This is a genomic window from Micromonospora musae, from assembly GCF_003626545.1.
Taxonomy (GTDB): domain Bacteria; phylum Actinomycetota; class Actinomycetes; order Mycobacteriales; family Micromonosporaceae; genus Micromonospora; species Micromonospora musae.
The window spans coordinates 60677-80523 of record NZ_RAZS01000013.1 but is presented as its reverse complement, the minus strand read 5'-3'; the positions used below and the strand labels follow the sequence as shown (position 1 = coordinate 80523).

Below are 19847 nucleotides of genomic sequence, written 5' to 3'. Positions count from 1 at the left end.
CAGCCGCAAATTCCGCGACCCCAGCGGGACACCAGGGATACTGACCGATCAGCCAGTTAGATTGGGACCGGTCAGTGGCTGGTATTCAGGAACTGCGAACTTTCCCGCCGACACCGGGCCGCCGGCCGCCGCGCGAGCGGCTGGTCAGCCGCCGTCGCTCTTCTTCTGCTGGTTGGCCTTCACCCAGTCGGCCATCGTGTCGGCCGACATGGCCCGGTACATCGCGAGGGCCTTCTCCCGGTCGGAGACCACCACCGACTCTCCGTTGATCGTCTCGCTACCGGAGTTCGGGTTGGTCACGAAGGTCAGGTTCTCACCTCGCAGGCTGCGGAACTGCAATCCCATGTCGACCAACGAGAAGCCCTGGTCGACGGTGACGGCGTCGGTCACCGACTGGAGGAAGGCGTTGAGCTTCCGTGGGCTGCTCAGCGTGCCGCTGCTCGCCGCCTTGTCCATCAGGGCGCGGAGGAACTCCTGCTGGTGACGCATCCGGGCGAAGTCACCGTCCGGGAACTGCTTGCGCTGCCGGATCCAGTCCAGCGCCTCGGCGCCGTCCATGTGGTTCATGCCCTTGGTGAACGTCCGGTACGGCTTGTGGATCGAGGTGACGGTGCGCTCGACGTTCAGGTCCACCCCACCGAGCGCGTCGGTGACCTGCTTGAAGCCGGCGAAGTCGATCGCCATGACGTGGTCCAGCCGGACGTCGGTGAAGCATTCGACGGTGCGTACCGCGAGCGGCAGACCGCCGAAGGCGAAGGCTGCGTTGATCTTCGCCCGCCGGCCGGAGTCACAGCTGGCGCTGGCGCTCTCCGGAATCGGTACGTACAGGTCGCGGGGGATGGAGACCAGGTAGGCCTCCTGGTGGTTGGCGGGGATGTGCATCACGATGATCGTGTCGGCCCGCCACTTGCCTGCCTGGTCCACCGGGGCGTCCGGGTCCCGGGAGTCACTGCCGACCAGCAGGATGTTGAGCGCCCCCTCCACCTGCTTGCTCGGCCGCCCCTCGGTGATCCCCGAGAACGCGTCGGTCCGGGCGAGGTCCTTGTCGAGATTGCGCACGTAGAGCCAGGCGCCGACGCCGCCGAGCAGCGCGAGCACCACCACGGCCACGCCGACCACGAGCGCGATGCGCCCCCACCGCGGCCGCGGCCCGCGCCGGCCGGGTCGACCGCCGCCGGGGTGGCCCGGTCCGCCCGGCCCGGTGGGCCCGCCCGGCCCGCCGCCCTGCGGCACCTCGTCGTACGACGGATACCCGTCGGAGGCCCGGACGCGCGCGGCGGCCCCGCGAGCGTTGCCGGGCACCGACGCGCGCCCGGAGCCGGGCGCCGGCGCACGCCCGGAGCTGCGGTGCAGGTAGGGGTGCGGGACGCCGGCGGACGAGGTGGCTGACATGTAAGTCAGCGTACGTACGTTCGGCCACCGCCGCCCTCAGGCGACGCCCAGGTTCGCCTCGGGCGTGCCGACCGGAGTCAGCCCAGACGGCTGCGGAAGTGCTCAATCGTGCGTCGGAGGCCGTCCTCGGGCGTCACCGTCGGCTCGTAGCCGAGCAGCTTCCGGGCGAGGGTCAGGTCGGGCCGGCGCATCTCCGGGTCGTCCGCGCTGCGGGTGATGTAGGTCACCTCGGACTTGCTGCCGCAGAGCCCGATGATGGTCTCGGCGAGCTGCCGCATGCTCATCTCGTGCTCGGTCCCGCAGTTGATCGGGCCGGTCTCGGTCGAGTCGAGCAGCAGCAGGATGCCCCGGACCAGGTCCTCGACGTAGCAGATCGACCGGGTCTGGTCGCCGGTCCCGTGCACGGTGATCGGCTCGCCGCGCAGGGCCTGGGAGATGAAGGTGGGGATGGCCCGGCCGTCGTCCGGCCGCATCCGTGGGCCGTACGTGTTGAAGATCCGCACGATCGCCGTGTCGAGCCCGCGGCTGCGGTGGTACGCCATCGTCGCCGCCTCGGAGAAGCGCTTCGCCTCGTCGTAGACGCTGCGGAGCCCGATCGGGTTGACGTTGCCCCAGTACGTCTCGCGCTGCGGGTGCTCCTTCGGGTCCCCGTACGCCTCGGAGGTGGAGGCCATCAGGAACCGGGCGCCGTCGTCGAGCGCGCGGTCCAGCAGGTGCAGGGTCGCCACCGAACCGACCCGGAGGATCTCCACGGGCAGCTTCTCGAAGTCGGTCGGGCTGGCCGGGGACGCCATGTGCAGGATCGCGTCGAACCGCTGGGCCAGGGCCGGGTGGGCCGGCAGCCCGTCGGAGATGTCCGCCTCGACCAGGGTGAACGTCGGCGTGTCCAGCAGGTGCGCGACGTTCTCCTTCGACCCGGTGACGAAGTTGTCCAGCGCGACCACCGTGCAACCCCGCGCGATCAGGGCGTCCACCAGGTGTGACGGCACGAAGCCGGCGCCGCCGGTGACGAGGATGCGGTGACCGGTGCCGAAGCGGGGAGCGACCTTCATGCCCGCCAGCTTACTTAGCGTCGCCTGTTCGTCAGCCTCCGGCCACGCGGGTCGACCCGGCTCGCGTCCCGCCTGGCGGCCCCGACCGTCGCTCGCGGGCGCGGTGCGGGCATGGGAAAGGGCCCCCTCGGGAGGAGGCCCTTTCCTGTTCGTCGCGGTCAGTGGGCGCCGGCCCCGGTGAGGGCACGCACCTCCAGCTCCGCGTACTTCTCGTCGTCACGCTCCTTGGAGATGAGCGTGCCGATCCACCCGCAGAGGAAGCCGAACGGGATGGAGATCAGGCCCGGGTTGGAGAGCGGGAACCACTGCCAGTCGTGGTCCGGGAACATCGCGGTCGGCGCTCCGGAGACCACCGGCGAGAAGAAGACCAGCACCACTGCGGCGAGCAGGCCACCGTAGATGGCCCAGACCGCGCCCGAGGTGTTGAACCGCTTCCAGAAGAGGCTGTAGAGGATGGCCGGCAGGTTGCCGGAGGCGGCCACCGCGAACGCGAGCGCCACGAGGAACGCCACGTTCAGGTTCTGCGCGAAGATCGACAGGGCGATCGACACCGCGCCGATCACCAGCGCGGAGATCCGGGCGACCCGGACCTCCTGCCGCTCCGACGCCTCCCCCTTCTTCAGCACGTTGGCGTAGAAGTCGTGCGCGAGGCTCGACGAGGAGGCCAGGGTCAACCCGGCCACCACGGCGAGGATGGTGGCGAACGCGACCGCGGCGATGATCGCGAGCAGCGTCGCCCCGCCCAGGTCGCCGCCGAGGAAGTCCACCCCGAGCACCTGGGCGAGCTGTGGCGCCGCCGTGTTGCCGGCCCGGTCCTGGGCGGTGATCGCCTCGCCACCGACGAGGGCCGCCGCGCCGAAGCCGAGGGCAAGGGTGAGCAGGTAGAAGGTGCCGATGATGCCGATCGCCCAGAGCACGCTCTTGCGGGCCGCCTTCGCCGTCGGAACGGTGTAGAAGCGGATCAGGATGTGCGGAAGACCGGCGGTGCCGAGCACCAGCGCGATGCCGAGCGAGAGCAGATCCATCTTGTTGTAGAAGGTCTGCGTCGAGTTGCCGGCGACCTCGACCCCGTAGCGCAGGCCGGGTTCGAGGAAGGCGGCGCCCTTTCCGGAGGACGCCGCAGCGTCGCCGAGCAGCGAGGAGAGGTTGAACTTGTACTTGGCGAGCACCAGCAGCGTCATGATCACGGCGCCGCCCATGAGCAGGAACGCCTTGACGATCTGCACGTAGGTGGTGCCCTTCATGCCGCCGACCGTGACGTAGATGATCATCAGGGCGCCGACCAGGATGATGGTGGCGATCTTGGCGGCGTCCGCGTCCATGCCGAGGAACGTGGTGCCCGGCTTGATGCCGAGCAGGAGCGCGACCAGCGCGCCCGCGCCCACCATCTGGGCCAGCAGGTAGAAGATCGACACGGTGATGGTGGAGACCGCGGCGGCGGTACGCACCGGACGCTGGCGCATCCGGAAGGCCAGCACGTCGGCCATCGTGTACCGGCCGGAGTTGCGCAGCAGTTCCGCGACGAGCAGCAGCGCCACCAGCCAGGCGACCAGGAACCCGATCGAGTAGAGGAAGCCGTCGTACCCGTAGAGGGCGATGAGGCCGGCGATGCCGAGGAACGAGGCGGCCGACATGTAGTCGCCACCGATCGCCATGCCGTTCTGGAAGCCGGAGAAGGACCGGCCGCCGGCGTAGAAGTCGGTGGCGGTCTTCGTCTGCCGGCTGGCCCAGATGGTGATCGCCAGGGTCACCGCCACGAAGATCAGGAAGAGCGTGATGGTCAGGTTGCGAGCGGTGGTGCTGCCCGCCTCAGCCGCGAGGATCTGATCCATGGGTCACCTCCCCGATCTCGTCGCGGATCCGGTCGGCGACCGGATCGATCTTCCGGTCGGCGTGCCGGGAGTAGAGCCAGGCGATCAGGAACGTGGACACGAACTGGAGCAGCCCGAAGATCAGGGCGACGTTGATGTTGCCGAAGAGCTTCGTGCCCATGAAGTCCCGTGCGTACGCGGAGAGGATGACGTAGAGCGCGTACCACAGGAAGAACGCGACGGTCATCGGGAAGACGAAGCCGCGCAGGGCGCGCCGCAGCCCGGCGAACTCGTCCGACCGCTGCACGGCGAGGTACCGGTCCGGCGTGGACGCGGCCGGCGCGGGTGTGTCCGTGGACATTTGTGGATCACCACCTTCACAGGCGTCGGGGATTTTCGCGCACGTTAGAAAGCGCGCTCCCCGGCGCGGAAGGCCGAGATCGTCCTCGGTCGGCGGCTGCGCCGAACGGCGGGATGGCTGCGCCGAGTGACGCAGGTCACCCCGTTGAGCGGTCGATGCTCGTCACGTCAGCTCCCGGTAGCGGCCCCGGTAGTGCAGCAGCGGCTGCGCCTCCTCGACCATCTCCACCGCCTCGATGGTCGCCTCGACCAGCAGTGACCAGCCGTACTCGCGAGCGGCGTCGAGCCGGCACCCGGCCCATCCGCCGGCATCGGCCGGCACCGGCCCGTACGGCGTCTCGGTCCAGTCGCCGGTGGCGAAGGGGCCGCCCGGGGCCGGGAAGAGGCCGGCGAAACGGTCCGCGAGCTGCCGGTGGGCCGGGCCCAGCGGTGCCACCGCGAACCGGCCGGCCGACTCGACCGCCGCCCACAGATCCGACTCCGCGTCGATCAGTCCGAGCAGCCGATCCGGCTCGCCCTCGGCGACCAGAGTGGACGACACCGTCAGCCCGACCGGCCCGGGCGCGGTCCAGAGCGTGACCGGTGAGGCCAGGCGGCCGCGCAGCCGGCGTACGGGCGAGCGTTGGCCGGCCGGTACGGCGAACGGATCGGTGTGGTGGATCTCGGCGCCAGGCTCATGATTCACGTGAAACATTGTGCCCGCGGGCCGGGTTCAGCGGCCGGTGGACGCGAAGCCCCGCACCAGCGAGGCCACCTCGTCGGCCCGGGTGTCCAGCAGGAAGTGGCCGCCGTCCAGGACGTACACCTCGGCGTCCGGCACGTCGGAGCGGTACGCCTCCGCCCCGGCCACCTGGAACGAGGTGTCGTAGCGGCCCCAGAGGACGAGCAGCCGTGGCCGCTCACGGCGCAGCCACTCCTGCCACCGGGGGTACGACGCCACGTTCGTCCGGTAGTCGTAGAAGAGGTCGAGCTGGATCGCGGCCTGACCCGGGCGGCTGAGGAAGGCGTGCTCGTCGGTCCAGAGGTCAGGGTCGTACCGCTGCGGATCCGGGTCGTCGCCCACGTGCCGGGTACGCGCCGCAGCGAGGGAGAGGAAATTCTCCCGTACGGCCGCCTCATGGCCGGCCCGGTCCCGCCAGTACTCCCGGCGGACGTCCCAGAGCGGCCCCAGCCCCACCTCGTGGGCGACCGCGTTCTGCACCACGAGGCCGGTGAGCCGACCCGGTTCCGCCAGCGCCATCCGGAAGCCCACCGGACCGCCGTAGTCCTGGACGTACAGCAGATGGCGCTCGACCCCGATCGTGGCCACGAACCGGGCCATCACCTCGGCGATCCGGTCGAAGGTGTACGCGAAGCCGCCCGGCTCGGGAGCGTCGCTGTGCCCGAACCCCGGATAGTCCGGCGCGATCAGCCGGAACCGGTCGGCGAGCCGACCCAACAGCGGCTCGAACATCCGGGACGAGGACGGGAAGCCGTGCAGGAGCAGCAGGACGGGCGCGTCAGCTGGGCCGGCCTCCCGATAGAAGACGGAGAGCCCGTCGACCACCACGGTCCGGTAGCGGGTCTGCTCGCTCATGCCGGCACTCCGCTGCGCTGCGTGCCGTCATGAGGCACCGGTGCACTGTGCCGGATGATTCGCTCGCTGCGCTCGCTCATGGGGGCTCCTCGTCACGGCTCACCGCACCGTAGCCACCGGCTGTGAACCGGAGCCGGGATTCCCGGGCACACCGCCGGATCGGGTGCCGCCGTGCGGATCACGGCGGCACCGTCGGCGGTCGCCGTCAGCGGCGCGGAGTGACGGTGGCCAACAGTTCGGGTTGCCGCCGGTCCAGCACGTCCCCGGCCAGGTACGCGCCGAGCAGCGCGGCCCCCAGCCCGTACGCCACGCCGACCGGCAGCGCGAGCCAGTGCCAGACGTCGCCGAGCAGCGCGGCGGCCACCACCATCGGCACGGCCGCCACCGCCGTCACCAGCATGGCGAGCAGGGTGAGGAAGCTCTTGACCACTCCGCCGCCGCTGTTCATGGCGAACGGGTTGCTCGTCTCCGGCAGGGCGTACGCCCCGAGGATCGAGACGAAGCAGTTCACCGCGAGCCCCGCGCCGTAGCTGGCGACGAGGCTGCCGGCGGTCAGCCCGATCCACCCCGGGCGGCCGAGCACCACGGCGATCACGATCGAGACCACCCCGAGCATCGGCACCACGTAGATCGAGAACGCGGTCATCCGGGCCCGCAGCTCCTGCTGACCGCGTACCCCGGCCACCACGTTCGCGGCGTACGCGCTGCCGTCGAAGCCGAACTGGTTCGCGAGGGTGACCGCGGCGACCACACCCACGAAGAGCATCGAGAGGCTGACCAGCACCGGAGACGGCTCCGCGGCGCCCTGGCCGAAGCCCTGCCCGCTGTTCGTGCCGAAGCCCGAGCCGCCGAGGTTGACCAGCACCGGGACGAAGATGCCGACCACCGCGATGGTGATCAGGTTGGCCCGCCGGCGAGCGTCCCGCCACCAGTAGCGGGCCTCCCGGGCGACGAGCGCGCCGAACTGGTCACGCCGCGCCCAGCCGACGGCGCGCGGGAAGAGCTGACTCACCGCACCACCGGCCGGGCCGCCCTTGGCCCGGGTGCCCCCACCGCTCGCCGTACCCACCATCGCCGACTCCAGCGAACGGGACCACCAGGCGAGCAGCGCCAGCACCGTGAGCGCGCTGATCAGCAGCTTGACCGGCGCGGCCCAGCCGCGCCCCTCGGCCAGGTCGATACCGGCCGTCCAGGGCGCCCCGAGCGGAGTCCAGCCGATCACCTCCGAGACCCCGTCGAGGCGCTCCCACTCCGTATCCTGCAGCGCCGAGACACCGATCAGCTGCAGCGGGCCGAGCAGCGCGGCCGCGACCGCGAGCAGCACGGCGGCCAGGTCACGGACCCGCCGCGAGCGGAGCATGGAGGCGAAGGCGCTGGTGACCGCCCGCGCGGCCGCCACGCAGAGCAGCACCCCGAGGAGCACCCCGACCAGCGCCACGAGCGCGGCCGACCAGCCGCCGAGCACACCGGCCGTGAAGACCAGCCCGAGGAGGGCCAGCAGCACCGCAATCGCCGGCACGCTGACCAGGGCGGCCGTGAGCAGGCCGGTGACCAGCGTCCGGCGCGGCAGCGGCAGCAGCGCGAAGCGGGCCGGGTCGAGCGTCTCGTCCACGCCGAAGAAGATCAGGGGCAGCAGCACCCAGCCGAGCACCACCAGGCCGCCACCGAAGGCGGCGACCATCGTCGCGTACCGGTCGGTGTCGGCCAGGCCGGGACTCGCGAACAGGAAGAAGCCGCTGCCGGCGAACCAGAGCCCGAGCAGCGCGCCGCCCAGGAAGAGCGCGACCCGCCAGCCCTGGCCACGGAAGTTGTTGCCCATCACCCGCAGCTTGAGCCGGACGAAGTGCCGGGCGGAAACCCGGCGGACCGGCCCGGTCGGCGCGGTCAGTTCGACAGCCACGCCAGCTCCTCACCGGTCGCCGTCCGGCCGCCGACGACCTCGACGAAGACCTCCTCGAGCGAGCGCTTCCCGCGTACCTCGTCGATCGCGCCGACCCGCTTGATCGCACCCTCGGCGAGGATCGCCACGTGTGAGCAGAGCCGCTCCACGACCTCCATGACGTGACTGGAGAAGACCACCGTCCCGCCGCTGCCGACGTAGCGGGTCAGGATGTCCCGGATCAGCGCCGCCGAGACCGGGTCGACCGCCTCGAACGGCTCGTCCAGGACGAGCAGACGGGGCCCGTGCAGCAGCGCGCAGGCCAGGCCGATCTTCTTCTTCATCCCGGCCGAGTAGTCGACGACCAGGGTGCGGCCCGCCTCGGTGAGCGCCAGCACGTCGAGCAGCTCCGCGGCCCGCTGGTCGACCACCGCCGGGTCCATTCCGCGCAGCAGACCGTGATAGGCCAGCAGCTCGGCGCCGCTGAGCCGGTCGAAGAGGCGTACGCCGTCGGGCATCACGCCGAGCAGCTGCTTGGCGCGGACCGGGTCGGCCCAGACGTCCTGCCCGAGCACCCGGGCCTGGCCCGCGTCCGGCCGGAGCAGGCCGACGGCCATCGAGAGCGTGGTGGTCTTGCCGGCCCCGTTCGGCCCGAGCAGGCCGTAGAAGGAGCCGGCCGGTACGTCCAGGTCGACGCCGGCCACCGCCACCTTGCCGTCGAACCGCTTGGCCAGGCCGCGAAGGCACAGCGCCGTCTGCTCATCGGTCATGCACCAGAACCTATCCCTTGGCCGCGATCCGGTAGTCCCGCCGGGGGATGACCTCCCGTCATACCCGCGACGTACCGGTCCTCCTACGGCACGCCGCCGCCCGGCGACCCGGACCTCCGCCCGTCATTCCCCGGACGGATTCGGGTCACCTGCAACCGGTCCACTCGCTCACGGGTGATGGACGCAGGAACCTGACGGGAGGGTCATGGAGACGGACGAGGGGTTCGAGGAGTTCTACCGGACCACCAGACATCGGGTGGTCACCGTGCTGTACGCGCTCAGCGGCGACCTCGGCGAGGCGCAGGACGCCGCGCAGGAGGCGTACGTCCGCGCCTGGCAACGCTGGCGCCGGATCAGCGAGTACGAGGACGCCGAGGCGTGGGTCCGTACCGTCGGTCAGCGACTGCTGCTCAACCGGTGGCGGAAGATCCGTAACGGGCTGACCGCCTACCGGAGGCACGGCGTCCAGCCGTCCGCCGGGCCGCCCGACGAGAACAATGTCGCTCTGGTGATGGCGCTGCGTCGCCTGCCCGAGGAGCAGCGGGTGGCCGTCGTGCTGCACCACCTCGCCGACCTCTCCGTCGCCGAGATCGCCACCCAGACCGGTGCGCCCAGCGGAACCGTGAAGGCCCGTCTCGCCCGAGGTCGCAAGGCCCTGGCAACCATGCTCGACACCGCTCTGCCGGAGGAGGCCGCTCATGCCTGACCAGCTCTTCGACGATCTGTACCGGAACACCGAGAACCTCGCCTGGGCGCCGGTGGAGCAGGTGCGCCGTCGCGGGAGGCAGCGGAGCCGGCGTACCCGTGTCGCTGCGAGCCTGGCGGGCGTGGTGACCGTCGTGGCGGTCGCGGCCGGCGCTGTCGCCCTGGGCGCCGACCCGGATGCCGCGCCGCCGGTGGTGCCCGCCACCGGCTCGCCGACGCCGACGCCGAACCGGACGCCGACGCCCTCGACGAGCCCCAGCCACAGCGCCGACCCGACTCCGGACGACAGCGGCAGCCCCACCGGTGGGACGCCGTCGAGCCCGGCGAACGACGATGGACCGAACGCGCCGAGCCGCGACACGAGCATCCCGCCCGCAGCCATGATGCAACTCGCCGACCTGCCCAAGGGCTTCACGATGACGAACGGCGAACCGGACGGGGACTGGACCCTGGAGTCCGTCTTCGCCAACTGCCGCAACCAGCCGGCGTCACTGGCTAGGGGCCAGGTCGCCGAGCGGTTCCGGGTCTTCGACTCGCCCACGGACTCGCTGGTCCAGCGGGTCACCCGCTACTCGGGCGAGGCCGCGGCGGCCCACCTGGACGCGATGCGCGAGCAGGTCGAGGAGTGTGACCCCCACCGGTCCGGTGACTCGCTGACCGTCCTGGCCGCGGGGTTCGGCGGCGACGAGTCGATGCTGGTGGGCTCCGTGATGGAGGGGCGGCCGGCACGGTGGATCCTCGTCCGGCAGGGTGACCTGGTGGCACAGCTCAGGGTGGACAAGGACACCACGCCACAGGAGGCCACCCAGCTCGTCCGACCGGTGGCCGACCGGCTCTGCGCGGGTACCGACGCCTGCTGACCGTCACAGCCGCAGGGTGTCCGGGGCGTGCAGCCGGAGCATCGTGGCGCCGACGTCGGCGGGGACCCGACGTCGGGAGGCCGCCGACACCAGCACCGTCACGGCGAACGCCAGCGGTACCGTCCACGCGGCCGGCTGCGCCACGAGCGTCGCCGGCCAGCCGTGCAGCGGCGGACCGACCACTGTCACCAGTACGGCGGCGATCGCGGCGCCGCCGCCGACGAGCACCCCGGCGGCGGCGCCGAGGTCGGTCAGCCCACGCCACCAGATGCCGAGCACCAGCAGCGGGCAGAAGCTGGACGCGGCGACGGCGAAGGCGAGCCCCACCACCTGCGAGACGTCCAGCCCGGAGACGTTCAGGGCGAGGATCGCGGGCACCACGCCGGCGATCACCGTGGCCAGTCGGAAGCCGCGTACCGAGCCGCGACCGAGCACGTCCGTCGAGATCACCCCGGCCACGCTGGTGAGCAGGCCGGAGGAGGTGGAGAGGAAGGCGGCGAACGCGCCGGCCGCGACGAGCGCCGCGAGCAGCCGGCCGGTCGTTCCGTGGCCGAGGGCCGCCTCCGGCAGCAGCACCACCACCGCGTCGGTCTGCCCGGTGACGAGCAGCTGTGGGGTGTAGATGCGGCCGAGCACCCCGTAGATGGTGGGGAGCAGGTAGAAGACGCCCACCAGCGCCAGCACGACCAGGGTCGTCCGGCGGGCCGCGGCGCCGTCCGGATTCGTGTAGAAGCGCACCAGCACGTGCGGCAGCCCCATGGTGCCGAGGAAGGTGGCGAGGATCAGGGAGTACGTGGCGAACAAGCCCCGGTCGTCGGCCCCGGCCGTGCTCGGCAGCAGCCAGTCGGCGGCGTCGATGGTCACGCCGGCGACCTCCGGCACCGGGTCGCCGGCCTGGAAGACGACCGTCTCGCCGGCGCGTACCCCCCGGACCTCGCCGTCGGGGAACGTGAGGGTCGCGGGATGCTCGACCACGACGCTGATCGCGGTCCGGAACGTCGGACCGTCCGGCGGGGTGACGGCCGGCCGGGCGTCGGCCTGCCACTGCAGGGCCAGGAAGATCGCGGGTACCGCGAGCGCGGTCAGCTTCAGCCAGTACTGGAACGCCTGGACGAAGGTGATCGCCCGCATGCCGCCCAGCGCCACGTTCGCGGTGACCACGACGGCCACCAGCACGGCCCCCACCGGATACGCGGAGCCGGTGACCGTGGCGAGGGTGAGGCCCGCGCCCTGGAGCTGCGGCACCAGGTAGAGCCAGCCGATGAAGATCACGAAGGCGGTGGCGAGGATGCGCAGTCGGCGGGAGCCCAGCCGCAGCTCGCAGAAGTCGGGCAGGGTGAACGCTCCGGAGCGGCGCAGCGGGGCGGCCACGAAGAGCAGCAGGGCCAGGTAGCCGGCGGCGAAGCCGACCGGGTACCAGAGCACGTCCACGCCGTACTTGAGGATCAGCCCGGCGACGCCCAGGAAAGACGCGGCCGAGAGGTACTCGCCGCCGATCGCGGCCGCGTTCCACGTCGGACTGACCGCCCGGGAGGCGACGAGGAAGTCGGAGGTGGTGCGGGCCAGCCGCAGCCCCCAGAAGCCGATGCCGACGGTGAGCAGGGTGACGGCGACGATCGCCGGGATGACGAGGCCGTTCTCCACCTCAGCGCTCCGGCCGCTGGACCAGGTCGGTGAAGTCCTGCTCGTTGCGTTCGGCGAGCCGCACGTACGCCCAGCCCACCCCGATCAGGAACGGGAAGCTCGCGACCCCGAGCAGCAGCCAGGGCAGCTTCACGCCGAGCACGGTGACCCGGCCGACCGCGGGCGCGATGGCGAAGAGCCAGGGCAGGCCGCCGAGCCCGATCAGCACGACCAGGGAGAGCCGCAGCGCCAGCGCGAGCTGGGCCCGCACGAGCCCTCGGACGAGCGCCTCCCCGACCCGGGTCTGCTCGGCGAGTTCGGCGCGGGTCCGTTCGTGCCGGTCCTCGCGGCGGGACACCTCGGCCAGCACGATCCGGGTCCGCGGCTGGGGAACCGGCCGGCGCACCTGGTCCGGTGCCCCTGCTCGCTCCTCGACCCCGGACCTCGGCGCGTGATCGTCGGTGGCGGACATCCCCGGCAGTCTTGTCCGATCGATCGGTTTGTCAAGGGCGCGGTGGTCGTCCGCGGCCGTGACCAGCAGCGGGCCGGCGTGCGGGCGCCGGCGTGGAGCTCAGGAAGGGGTTGTGCACAACCTGTGGATTACGGGCCACTCCTGTGGATAACCCGGTGAAGAACGCGTCGTGCCGGCTGTTCTCGTCGAGCCCGGCGGTCAGGGCAGGCCGACGCGCTCCGGGCGGGCGGAGGCGGAGCCCAACCAGGTGTGCGGGTTGCCGTACCAGCACCACCCGAGCTTCGGCGCGCCCTGGCTGATCCAGAGCGCCGGGACCCGCTTGTCCCCGCAGCGCGATCCGACCAGGGAGAAGCACTTGTTTTTCGCCAGCGCGGCGGGGTGCAGGGTGACGAAGGCGAGCCCCTCGTCGATGGTGAGCGGCAGCCGGTCCTGACCGGTGATGACCTCCAGCGCGGACGAGGGGGGCAGGTTCAGCGTCTCCTCGCCGCGGTCGACGTCGAAGAGCAGGTACGCCGGCCCGGCCGGCACCTCCAGCTCCTTGATCGGGTCGAACCGGGCCAGGTCGCCGTCGGCGTAGTGCTGGTCGAGGAAGCCGGGCTTGCGCTTGCCGGCCAGCGTGGTGAGCGGCAGGCGCGCCTCCACCGGAATCAGCTCGCGGGTGATGACCAGCAGGAACGGCACTCGCGCCGCGGTCGGGGCCGGCAGCCCGGCTGCGCCGCTGACGGCGGCCGCGCGCAGCGGGGCGACCAGGTCCCGGAAGGTCTCCTCGGCTGTTGCGGCCAGCTCGGGATAGCCGAGCCGCACCAGGCGCTCCACCTGACGGTCGAACTCGGCGGCGGCGTCGTACGGGGCGTCGGTCACTGCGGCCTCCTCGAAGTCGTACAGCCCACCGTACAGCGTACGACGAGCGGCGGCCATTCCCGGTTTCCGAAGAAGATCTCGGCGGCGCGTGCCTGCTCGGCCGGCGTCAAGGGCAGCGGTAGGGCCGGCGGTGGGGTCAGCGGCTCCAGTCCTGCTTCGCCGCCCGGACCAGCTTGTCCTTCAGCTCCCGGGTGTGCCGGCGGCTGACCGGCAGCTCCGTGCCGTCGATGACCACCACGTAGCCGGAGTTCACCAGCCGCAGCTCGGCGATCAGCTTCAACTGCACCAGGTACGACCGGTGGATGCGGACGAAGCCGGCGTCCGCCCAGCGCTCCGCGAGGGTGGCCAGCGAGACGCGGACCAGGTGCGAACCGTCCGCAGTGTGCAGCCGGGCGTAGTCCCCCTGCGCCTCCACCCAGCGCACCGCCGACCTCGGCAGCATCCGGGTGGTGCCGGCCAGCTCGATCGGGATCGTCGGATCCTCCTCGGCGCGGGCCAGCGCCGCCGGGTGCGACGGCACCACCCGGGAACCGATCACCCGGCGCAGCGACTCGGCCAGCCGCTCGGCGCGTACCGGCTTGCGCACGTAGTCCGTGGCGCCCAGGTCGAACGCGTCGACCGCGCCGTCGTCGTACGCGGTGACGAAGACGATCGCCGGCGGCCGGGCGAACCGGCGCAGCACCCGGGCCAGCTCCATCCCGTCCAGCCCGGGCATCCGGATGTCCAGGAAGACCACGTCCACATCTGCGTCGCGGAGCAGCCGCAGCGCGTCCGTCGCGTCCGCGGCGGTGTGCAGCCGAGCCACCCGCGGGTCGGCCCGTAGGTGGTACGCCAGCTCGTCCAGGGCGGGCGGCTCGTCGTCCACCGCCAGCACCCGGAGAAATCCGGACGCGTTCCCCGGGGCGACCCGGCCGGCCTGCTCGCTCACGAGCCCGCCCGTACCCCGGGATGGAACTTCGGAATCCGCATGCTCACCCTCGTGCCCGAGCCCAGCCCGGTCTCGACGACCAGCCCGAAGCCGTCCCCGAAGACCGAGCGGAGCCGCTCGTCCACATTGGAGAAGCCGACGTGCTGGCCGGAATCCTCCCCCGGGTCGCCGACGCTCAGGGCCAGCTCGGCGATGCCGGTGGTCAGTGTGGCCGGATCCATCCCCACCCCGTCGTCCTCCACCGTGATGTGGCACTCGGCGCCGGCGTCCCGGGCCTCGATGCTCACCATGCCCGTGCCGGGCTTGCGGGACAACCCGTGCCGGACCGCGTTCTCGACCAACGGCTGCAGGCAGAGGAACGGCAGGGTCACCGGCAGCACCTCGGGGGCGATCTGCAACCGCACCTGGAGCCGGTCGCCGAACCGGGCGCGTTCGATGGTCAGGTAGCGGTCGATCGAGCGCAGCTCCTCGGCCAGCGTGGTGAACTCGCCGTGCGCCCGGAACGAGTACCGGGTGAACTCGGCGAACTCCAGAATCAGCTCGCGCGCCCGCTCCGGGTCGGTCCGCACGAACGAGCCGATAGCGGTCAACGCGTTGTAGATGAAGTGCGGGCTGATCTGGGCCCGCAGCGCACGGATCTCGGCCCGGGCCAGCCGTTCCCGCGAGGAGTCCAGCTCGGCGAGGGCGAGCTGGTTGCCGGCCCAGTGCGCGGTCTCCAGGGTCGCCTGCACCAGGCCGGGCGCCGGCGGCCCGTCGGAGATCGCCAGCAGGGCGCCCACGGCCTCCCCGTCCGCGACGGTGAGCGGGGCGACCACCACGCCCCGTACCGGGCAGTCCACCCGGTCGCACTGCAGCTCGGCCTCGCCCAGCACCGTCGACCGTGCCGACGTCACCGCCCGCCGCGCCGCGACGAGCAGCTGCTCGCCGTGGTGCCCGCCCCGCCCGTCCAGCGCGAGCAGCTTCTCCCGGTCGGTGAGGGCCAGCCCGGGCGCGCCCACCAGGGCCCGCAGATGACGTACGGACTTCGCGGCGCCCGCCGCGCTCAACCCCGCGCGCAGCGGCTCAGCGGCCAGCCCGGCGGTGTGCAGCACCTCGTAGGTGGCCCGCTGGGTGGCGGTGGCGATGCCCCGGCGCGCCCGCAGTCGGCCGACCGCGAAGAGAGCAGCGGCGAGCGCGCTGACCAGAAAGACGACGGCGAGAACTGCCGAGAGGTTGCCACCCACGCCCAGATCCTGTCGGCTCCGGGCCCCGCAGCCAAGGGGTCAGTACGCGCCCTTGCGGGCGAGCACCACGCCGACGGTGCGCCAGAGGATGCTCAGGTCGTATGCGAGCGACCAGTTGTCGACGTAGTAGAGGTCCAGCCGGACCGCCTCGTCCCAGGAGAGGTCGGAGCGCCCGGAGACCTGCCAGAGGCCGGTCATGCCGGGGCGCACCAGCAGGCGCCGGCGGACGTCGCCCAGGAAGTCGCCGTCGTCGGCCGGGAGCGGACGCGGCCCGACCAGCGACATCTCCCCCCAGAGCACGTTGATCAGCTGCGGCAGTTCGTCCAGCGACGTGCCACGAAGGAAGCGGCCCACTGGGAAGACCCGGGGATCCTGCTTCATCTTGAAGAGCATGCCGTCGGTCTCGTTCTGGTCGACCAGGCTGGCCAGCCGATCCTCCGCGTCGACGTACATGGTGCGGAACTTCCACACCCGGAACGTGCGCCCCTCGTGACCCACCCGCGGCTGCCGGAAGAAGACCGGCCCGGCGTCGGAGATCTTGATCGCGATCGAGATGGCCACGAAGACCGGGATCAGCACCAGCAGCCCCAGCCCGGCGGCGACCCGGTCCATCAGGTTCTTGGCCAGCAGCGCCGGACCCGACAGGGTCGGCTCCTCGACGTGCAGCAGCGGCAGCCCCTCGATCGGGCGGATGTGCACCCGGGGGCCGGCGATGTCGGTGAGCTGCGGGGCGACCACCAGGTCGACGCCGGAGCCCTCCAGCTGCCAGGCGAGGCGGCGCAGCTCGCCCGGCTCCGCGCTGGCCGACCCGCAGACGGCGATGGTGTCCCCGCCGACCTCCCGGACCAGGGCGAGCACGTCGCGGCCCGCGTAGACCGGAACGGGGGTCTCCAGACCGCGGGCGGCCGCGTAGCCGTCCGTGAGGTGGATGGCGACCGGCACCAGACCCGCCGCCGGGTTCCGGGTGACCGCGCGGTACACCTCGAGGCACTCCGGCAGGGTGCCGACCAGGATCATCCGGTGACCGCCCTGGCCGATGTTGCGCCGCACCACGTGCAGCACGAACCGGGTGAGGCTGCGGCCGAGCAGGATCAGCAGCAGCGCGCCGAGCAGGGCGGTGCCGACGGTGTAGCGGGACAGGTCGGTCTTGGTGGCGAAGGCGAGGAAGGAGACGGTGGCGGCGACCGCCACCCCGGCCCGGATCACCCGCTTGAACTCGTCCGGGCCCAGACCGAGATAGCGCCGGTCGTACGCGCGGTTGCCCCAGAGGATGATCACCCAGCCCAGCGGCAGCAGTACGAACGCCACCGTGAAGAACCACGTCGGGTCCTCCTGGGCGTTGTAGAAACCCGCGGCGGCCTGGTCGAAGGTGTGGATCGCGGTGAAGCTGGCGAACGCGGCGGCCGCGAAGTCGAGCAGCAGGAGAATGGCGATGTAGGGACGGTGCCAACGGGAGACCCGCCGACGTGCCCGGGCCCACGCCGACCGGGGAACGCCGTTGTGTGTCGGCGGTGTCGGCGGCTGGATCTCGAAGCTGTCGACGTGCCGCACGAGTTTGCTCCGGCCTGTGTTGGTTACCGGGCGCTGGAGGCTTGTCGTCACCTCACCCATGTCCTCCCGCATGACGCGGGCCGCTCACTCATCGTGAGGACCCGGGTCGCCCACCGTCCCAGTCTCCCACGCCGGACCGGACCGGGCGCCGGACCCGAAGGACATCGCGCCCCGCTGGTGCCGGCGGGATCTGGCCGGCTCCACGCCATATCAGAAGCCGGGGACCGGGCCACTATACCGATGGATGATGCGGTTGGTAGAACTGCCGAGCAGGACCTTCCGCGTTCTCCGGACGATTCCCCTCGGTAGCTCCCGCGTGTCGTTACTCACCGTACGAGCCGGGACAGCCGACGGTCAGCGAGCGGCTTGCCGCCGGTCTGACAGGTGGGGCAGTACTGGAGGCTCGAGTCGGAGAAGGAGACCTCCCGAACGGTGTCGCCACAGACCGGGCAGGGCAGCCCGGTGCGCGCGTGCACCTTCAACCCGGAGCGCTTCTCGCCCTTCAACTCCGCCGCCCGCTGCCCCAGCGACCGGGCGACCGCGTCGCCGAGCACCTGCCGGGTGGCGGCGTGCAGGGCGGCGAACTGGTCGTCGGTCAGCCGGTCGGTGAGCGCGTACGGGGAGAGCTTCGCCGCGTGCAGGATCTCGTCGGAGTACGCGTTGCCCACCCCGGCGAGCACCGCCTGATCGGTCAGCACCAACTTGACCCGGCCCCGCCGGCTGCGCAGCCGCTCGGTGAAGACGGGCAGGTCGGCGGTGAGCGCGTCCGGGCCGAGCTTCGCCACCCCCGGCACCGTCGCCGGGTCGGTCACCAGGTACGCGGCCAGCTTCTTCTGGGTGCCGGCCTCGGTCAGGTCGAAGCCGGAGCCGTCGTCGAGGCGTACCCGCAGGGCGATCGGACCCTTGCCGGGGCGCAGCGGGGCGGCGCTGGGGAAGGCCTCCCGGTATTGCAGCCACCCGGCCCGGGCCAGGTGGATCACCAGGTGCAGGTCGCCCTCGAAGACCACGTCCAGGAACTTGCCGTGCCGGCGCGCGTCGACCACGGCACGGCCGGTCACGGCGCTCGGCGCCGGATCGTACGTCTTGAGGGCGCTGATCGCGGCGACCTCCAGCCGGTCGACCCGCCGCCCCACGGCGCGCTGGCGCAGGTAACCCGCGAGCGCTTCCACCTCCGGTAGCTCGGGCATCAGACAACGGTAGCCTTCTTTTCCGTGAGCGCGAGGAATGAGCTTGCGAGTCCCGCAGTCGGGAACAATGGGGGCCCCGTGAGCGCGAGGAATGAGCTCGCGAGTCCGGCAACCGGGAACAGAGGGCGAGCTCAGTGAAGATCGTGGTGGCGCACAACCGGTACCGCCAGGCTCAGCCGTCCGGCGAGAACACGATCGTCGATGCGGAGATCGCCCAGCTCACCGCGGCCGGCGTCGAGGTGCTGCCGTTCATCCGCAGCTCCGATGAGATCCCCACCATGCCGCGTACGGCCAAGGCGCTGCTGCCGGTCTCACCGATCTACGCGCCGCAGGCGCAGCGGGAGCTGAGCCGGTTGCTCACCGAGCACCGGCCGGACGTCCTGCACCTGCACAACCCGTACCCGCTGCTCTCGCCCTGGGTGGTCCGCACCGCTCACAAGCACGGGGTGCCGGTGGTGCAGACGGTGCACAACTACCGGCAGGTCTGCTCCTCCGGGCTCTACTTCCGGGACGGGATGATCTGCCAGGACTGCCGGGGCCGGGCGCTGGGCGTACCGGCGATCGTGCACCGCTGCTACCGGAACTCCCGCGCGCAGAGCGCCCTGATGGCCACCACGCTGGCGGTGCACCGGCCGACCTGGCGGTCGGTCGACCGGTACGTCGCGTTGACCTCGGCGGTCGCCGCGCACCTGCGCGACTACGGCATCCCGGCGGACCGGATCGTGATCAAGCCGAACGGGATCCCGGACCCGGGGCAACCCGCCCCGCTCGGCGACGGTTTCCTCTTCCTCGGCCGGCTCTCCCCGGAGAAGGGGCTGGACCTGCTGCTCGACGCCTGGCGCCGGCACCCGGACGGCGCGCTCGGTCCGCTGCGCATCGCCGGGGACGGCGAGCTGCGCACGCTGGTCGAGGCGGCGGCCGCCGAACGGTCGGACGTCACCTACCTCGGCACGCTGGACCGGGCCGGGGTGCGCGCCGCGCTGGAGGCGAGCGCGGTGGTGCTCGCCACCTCCACCTGGCACGACGTGCTGCCCACCGTGATCATCGAGGCGCTGGCGAGTGGCCGGCCGGTGCTCGGCACCGCGCTGGGCGGCATCCCGTACCTGGTCGGGGCGGACACCGCGCGCGTACCGGCCGGAACCGGCTCGGCGCAGGAGGCCTCGGCCGCGACCGGTTCGGCCACCTCGGTGCCGCTCGCGGGCCCGGTCTCCGGGACGTCCGCCGTGCCGGCGGGCATCGTCACCGGCGAGGCCGGCTGGGCGGTGCCGCCCGAGGCGGCCGCGCTGGCCGCGGCCCTGCCGCTGGCCCGGACGGGTGCCGCCTCGCTCGCGTCGGCGGCCCGCTCGCGCTACGAGCGCACCTTCCACCCCGATGTGGTCACCGGCCAGCTCATCGACGTCTACACCAGCGTCACCCCCACCCACTGACCCCCCCACCGACCTCCCACGCCACCACGCCACCCCACCCCGCATCGAGGCCGCTCTTTCACGGAGAGAGTGGCTGTCCGGGAGCCCGAGGGCACTCTTTCCGTGAAAGAGCTCGCGGGGTGGGGCGGGCGGCGCGACGGGGCGCGGGGCGGCGCGACGGGGCGCGGGGT

At 72.0% G+C, this 19847-nt stretch carries 17 protein-coding genes and 1 pseudogene; 3 read left to right on the top strand and 15 right to left on the bottom strand.

Annotation, left to right across the window (positions count from 1 at the left end; all coding sequences use genetic code 11):
• Nucleotides 1-144: 144 nt before the first annotated feature.
• The 8 genes and pseudogenes from D7147_RS27975 to D7147_RS27940 form a co-directional block, all read right to left on the bottom strand.
• Nucleotides 145-1392: an LCP family protein gene (locus D7147_RS27975; RefSeq protein WP_120682949.1), complete on the bottom strand. Its 1248-nt coding sequence runs from the start codon at nucleotides 1390-1392 to the stop codon at nucleotides 145-147.
• Between the two features lie 77 nt (nucleotides 1393-1469).
• A complete protein-coding gene (locus D7147_RS27970; protein WP_120682947.1) occupies nucleotides 1470-2444 on the bottom strand; it encodes an NAD-dependent epimerase/dehydratase family protein in 975 nt (324 codons plus the stop codon).
• Between the two features lie 158 nt (nucleotides 2445-2602).
• Nucleotides 2603-4276 (bottom strand): solute symporter family protein, encoded by a 1674-nt coding sequence (locus D7147_RS27965; RefSeq protein ID WP_120682945.1) that lies wholly within the window; start codon nucleotides 4274-4276, stop codon nucleotides 2603-2605.
• Nucleotides 4254-4616 (bottom strand): DUF485 domain-containing protein, encoded by a 363-nt coding sequence (locus tag D7147_RS27960; protein ID WP_120682942.1) that lies wholly within the window; start codon nucleotides 4614-4616, stop codon nucleotides 4254-4256. Before D7147_RS27960 ends, D7147_RS27965 begins: the two co-directional genes overlap by 23 nt.
• A gap of 162 nt (nucleotides 4617-4778) precedes the next feature.
• Nucleotides 4779-5315: pseudogene (locus D7147_RS27955) on the bottom strand (flavin reductase family protein); the annotation flags it as partial.
• Nucleotides 5316-5327: 12 nt separating this feature from the next.
• On the bottom strand, nucleotides 5328-6191 hold the full coding sequence (locus tag D7147_RS27950; RefSeq protein ID WP_120682940.1) for an alpha/beta fold hydrolase: 864 nt from the start codon (nucleotides 6189-6191) through the stop codon (nucleotides 5328-5330).
• 205 nt (nucleotides 6192-6396) lie between these two features.
• Nucleotides 6397-8091, bottom strand: coding sequence for an ABC transporter permease (locus D7147_RS27945; RefSeq protein WP_120682938.1), 1695 nt, complete (start codon nucleotides 8089-8091; stop codon nucleotides 6397-6399).
• Nucleotides 8076-8840, bottom strand: a complete 765-nt coding sequence (locus D7147_RS27940) for an ABC transporter ATP-binding protein (RefSeq protein ID WP_120682936.1) — start codon at nucleotides 8838-8840, stop codon at nucleotides 8076-8078. Before D7147_RS27940 ends, D7147_RS27945 begins: the two co-directional genes overlap by 16 nt.
• A 205-nt stretch (nucleotides 8841-9045) precedes the next feature.
• Here D7147_RS27940 and D7147_RS27935 point away from each other — a divergent pair, with 205 nt between their 5' ends.
• Both D7147_RS27935 and D7147_RS27930 read left to right on the top strand, forming a co-directional pair.
• Complete coding sequence (locus D7147_RS27935; protein WP_120682934.1) at nucleotides 9046-9546, top strand: SigE family RNA polymerase sigma factor; 501 nt, start codon at nucleotides 9046-9048, stop codon at nucleotides 9544-9546.
• A complete protein-coding gene (locus D7147_RS27930) occupies nucleotides 9539-10405 on the top strand; it encodes a hypothetical protein (RefSeq protein ID WP_120682932.1) in 867 nt (288 codons plus the stop codon). Before D7147_RS27935 ends, D7147_RS27930 begins: the two co-directional genes overlap by 8 nt.
• Nucleotides 10406-10408: 3 nt before the next feature.
• On the opposite strand, the gene D7147_RS27925 is transcribed toward D7147_RS27930, so the two are convergent.
• The 7 genes from D7147_RS27925 to D7147_RS27895 all read right to left on the bottom strand — a co-directional run bounded on the left by D7147_RS27925 (nucleotide 10409) and on the right by D7147_RS27895 (nucleotide 18250).
• Entirely contained in the window at nucleotides 10409-12049 is a 1641-nt protein-coding gene (locus tag D7147_RS27925; RefSeq protein WP_120682930.1) for a sodium/solute symporter, read from the bottom strand.
• Nucleotide 12050: 1 nt separating this feature from the next.
• Entirely contained in the window at nucleotides 12051-12500 is a 450-nt protein-coding gene (locus D7147_RS27920) for a DUF485 domain-containing protein (RefSeq protein WP_233563526.1), read from the bottom strand.
• A 198-nt stretch (nucleotides 12501-12698) separates the two neighbouring features.
• The gene (locus D7147_RS27915; RefSeq protein ID WP_120682928.1) at nucleotides 12699-13418 is read right to left on the bottom strand and encodes a DUF5701 family protein; all 720 of its coding nucleotides are present in this window, start codon (nucleotides 13416-13418) and stop codon (nucleotides 12699-12701) included.
• Nucleotides 13419-13497: 79 nt separating this feature from the next.
• A complete protein-coding gene (locus D7147_RS27910; protein WP_120682926.1) occupies nucleotides 13498-14289 on the bottom strand; it encodes a LytR/AlgR family response regulator transcription factor in 792 nt (263 codons plus the stop codon).
• The gene (locus D7147_RS27905; protein ID WP_120682924.1) at nucleotides 14286-15512 is read right to left on the bottom strand and encodes a sensor histidine kinase; all 1227 of its coding nucleotides are present in this window, start codon (nucleotides 15510-15512) and stop codon (nucleotides 14286-14288) included. The genes D7147_RS27910 and D7147_RS27905 overlap by 4 nt, the downstream gene beginning before the upstream one ends.
• A 39-nt stretch (nucleotides 15513-15551) precedes the next feature.
• The gene (locus D7147_RS27900; protein WP_120683168.1) at nucleotides 15552-17123 is read right to left on the bottom strand and encodes a sugar transferase; all 1572 of its coding nucleotides are present in this window, start codon (nucleotides 17121-17123) and stop codon (nucleotides 15552-15554) included.
• 266 nt (nucleotides 17124-17389) lie between these two features.
• Entirely contained in the window at nucleotides 17390-18250 is an 861-nt protein-coding gene (locus tag D7147_RS27895) for an Fpg/Nei family DNA glycosylase (protein ID WP_120682922.1), read from the bottom strand.
• 134 nt (nucleotides 18251-18384) lie between these two features.
• Between D7147_RS27895 and D7147_RS27890 the strand changes: the two genes are divergently transcribed.
• Nucleotides 18385-19677, top strand: coding sequence for a glycosyltransferase family 4 protein (locus D7147_RS27890; protein ID WP_120682920.1), 1293 nt, complete (start codon nucleotides 18385-18387; stop codon nucleotides 19675-19677).
• The last annotated feature ends 170 nt before the right edge of the window (nucleotides 19678-19847 follow it).

Coding starts and splice junctions, on each gene's coding strand:
- D7147_RS27975 (WP_120682949.1), bottom strand. CDS start 1,392: ATGTCAGCCACCTCGTCCGCCGGCGTCCCGCACCCCTACCTGCACCGC.
- D7147_RS27970 (WP_120682947.1), bottom strand. CDS start 2,444: ATGAAGGTCGCTCCCCGCTTCGGCACCGGTCACCGCATCCTCGTCACC.
- D7147_RS27965 (WP_120682945.1), bottom strand. CDS start 4,276: ATGGATCAGATCCTCGCGGCTGAGGCGGGCAGCACCACCGCTCGCAAC.
- D7147_RS27960 (WP_120682942.1), bottom strand. CDS start 4,616: ATGTCCACGGACACACCCGCGCCGGCCGCGTCCACGCCGGACCGGTAC.
- D7147_RS27950 (WP_120682940.1), bottom strand. CDS start 6,191: ATGAGCGAGCAGACCCGCTACCGGACCGTGGTGGTCGACGGGCTCTCC.
- D7147_RS27940 (WP_120682936.1), bottom strand. CDS start 8,840: ATGACCGATGAGCAGACGGCGCTGTGCCTTCGCGGCCTGGCCAAGCGG.
- D7147_RS27935 (WP_120682934.1), top strand. CDS start 9,046: ATGGAGACGGACGAGGGGTTCGAGGAGTTCTACCGGACCACCAGACAT.
- D7147_RS27930 (WP_120682932.1), top strand. CDS start 9,539: ATGCCTGACCAGCTCTTCGACGATCTGTACCGGAACACCGAGAACCTC.
- D7147_RS27920 (WP_233563526.1), bottom strand. CDS start 12,500: ATGTCCGCCACCGACGATCACGCGCCGAGGTCCGGGGTCGAGGAGCGA.
- D7147_RS27915 (WP_120682928.1), bottom strand. CDS start 13,418: ATGGCCGCCGCTCGTCGTACGCTGTACGGTGGGCTGTACGACTTCGAG.
- D7147_RS27900 (WP_120683168.1), bottom strand. CDS start 17,123: ATGGGTGAGGTGACGACAAGCCTCCAGCGCCCGGTAACCAACACAGGC.
- D7147_RS27895 (WP_120682922.1), bottom strand. CDS start 18,250: ATGCCCGAGCTACCGGAGGTGGAAGCGCTCGCGGGTTACCTGCGCCAG.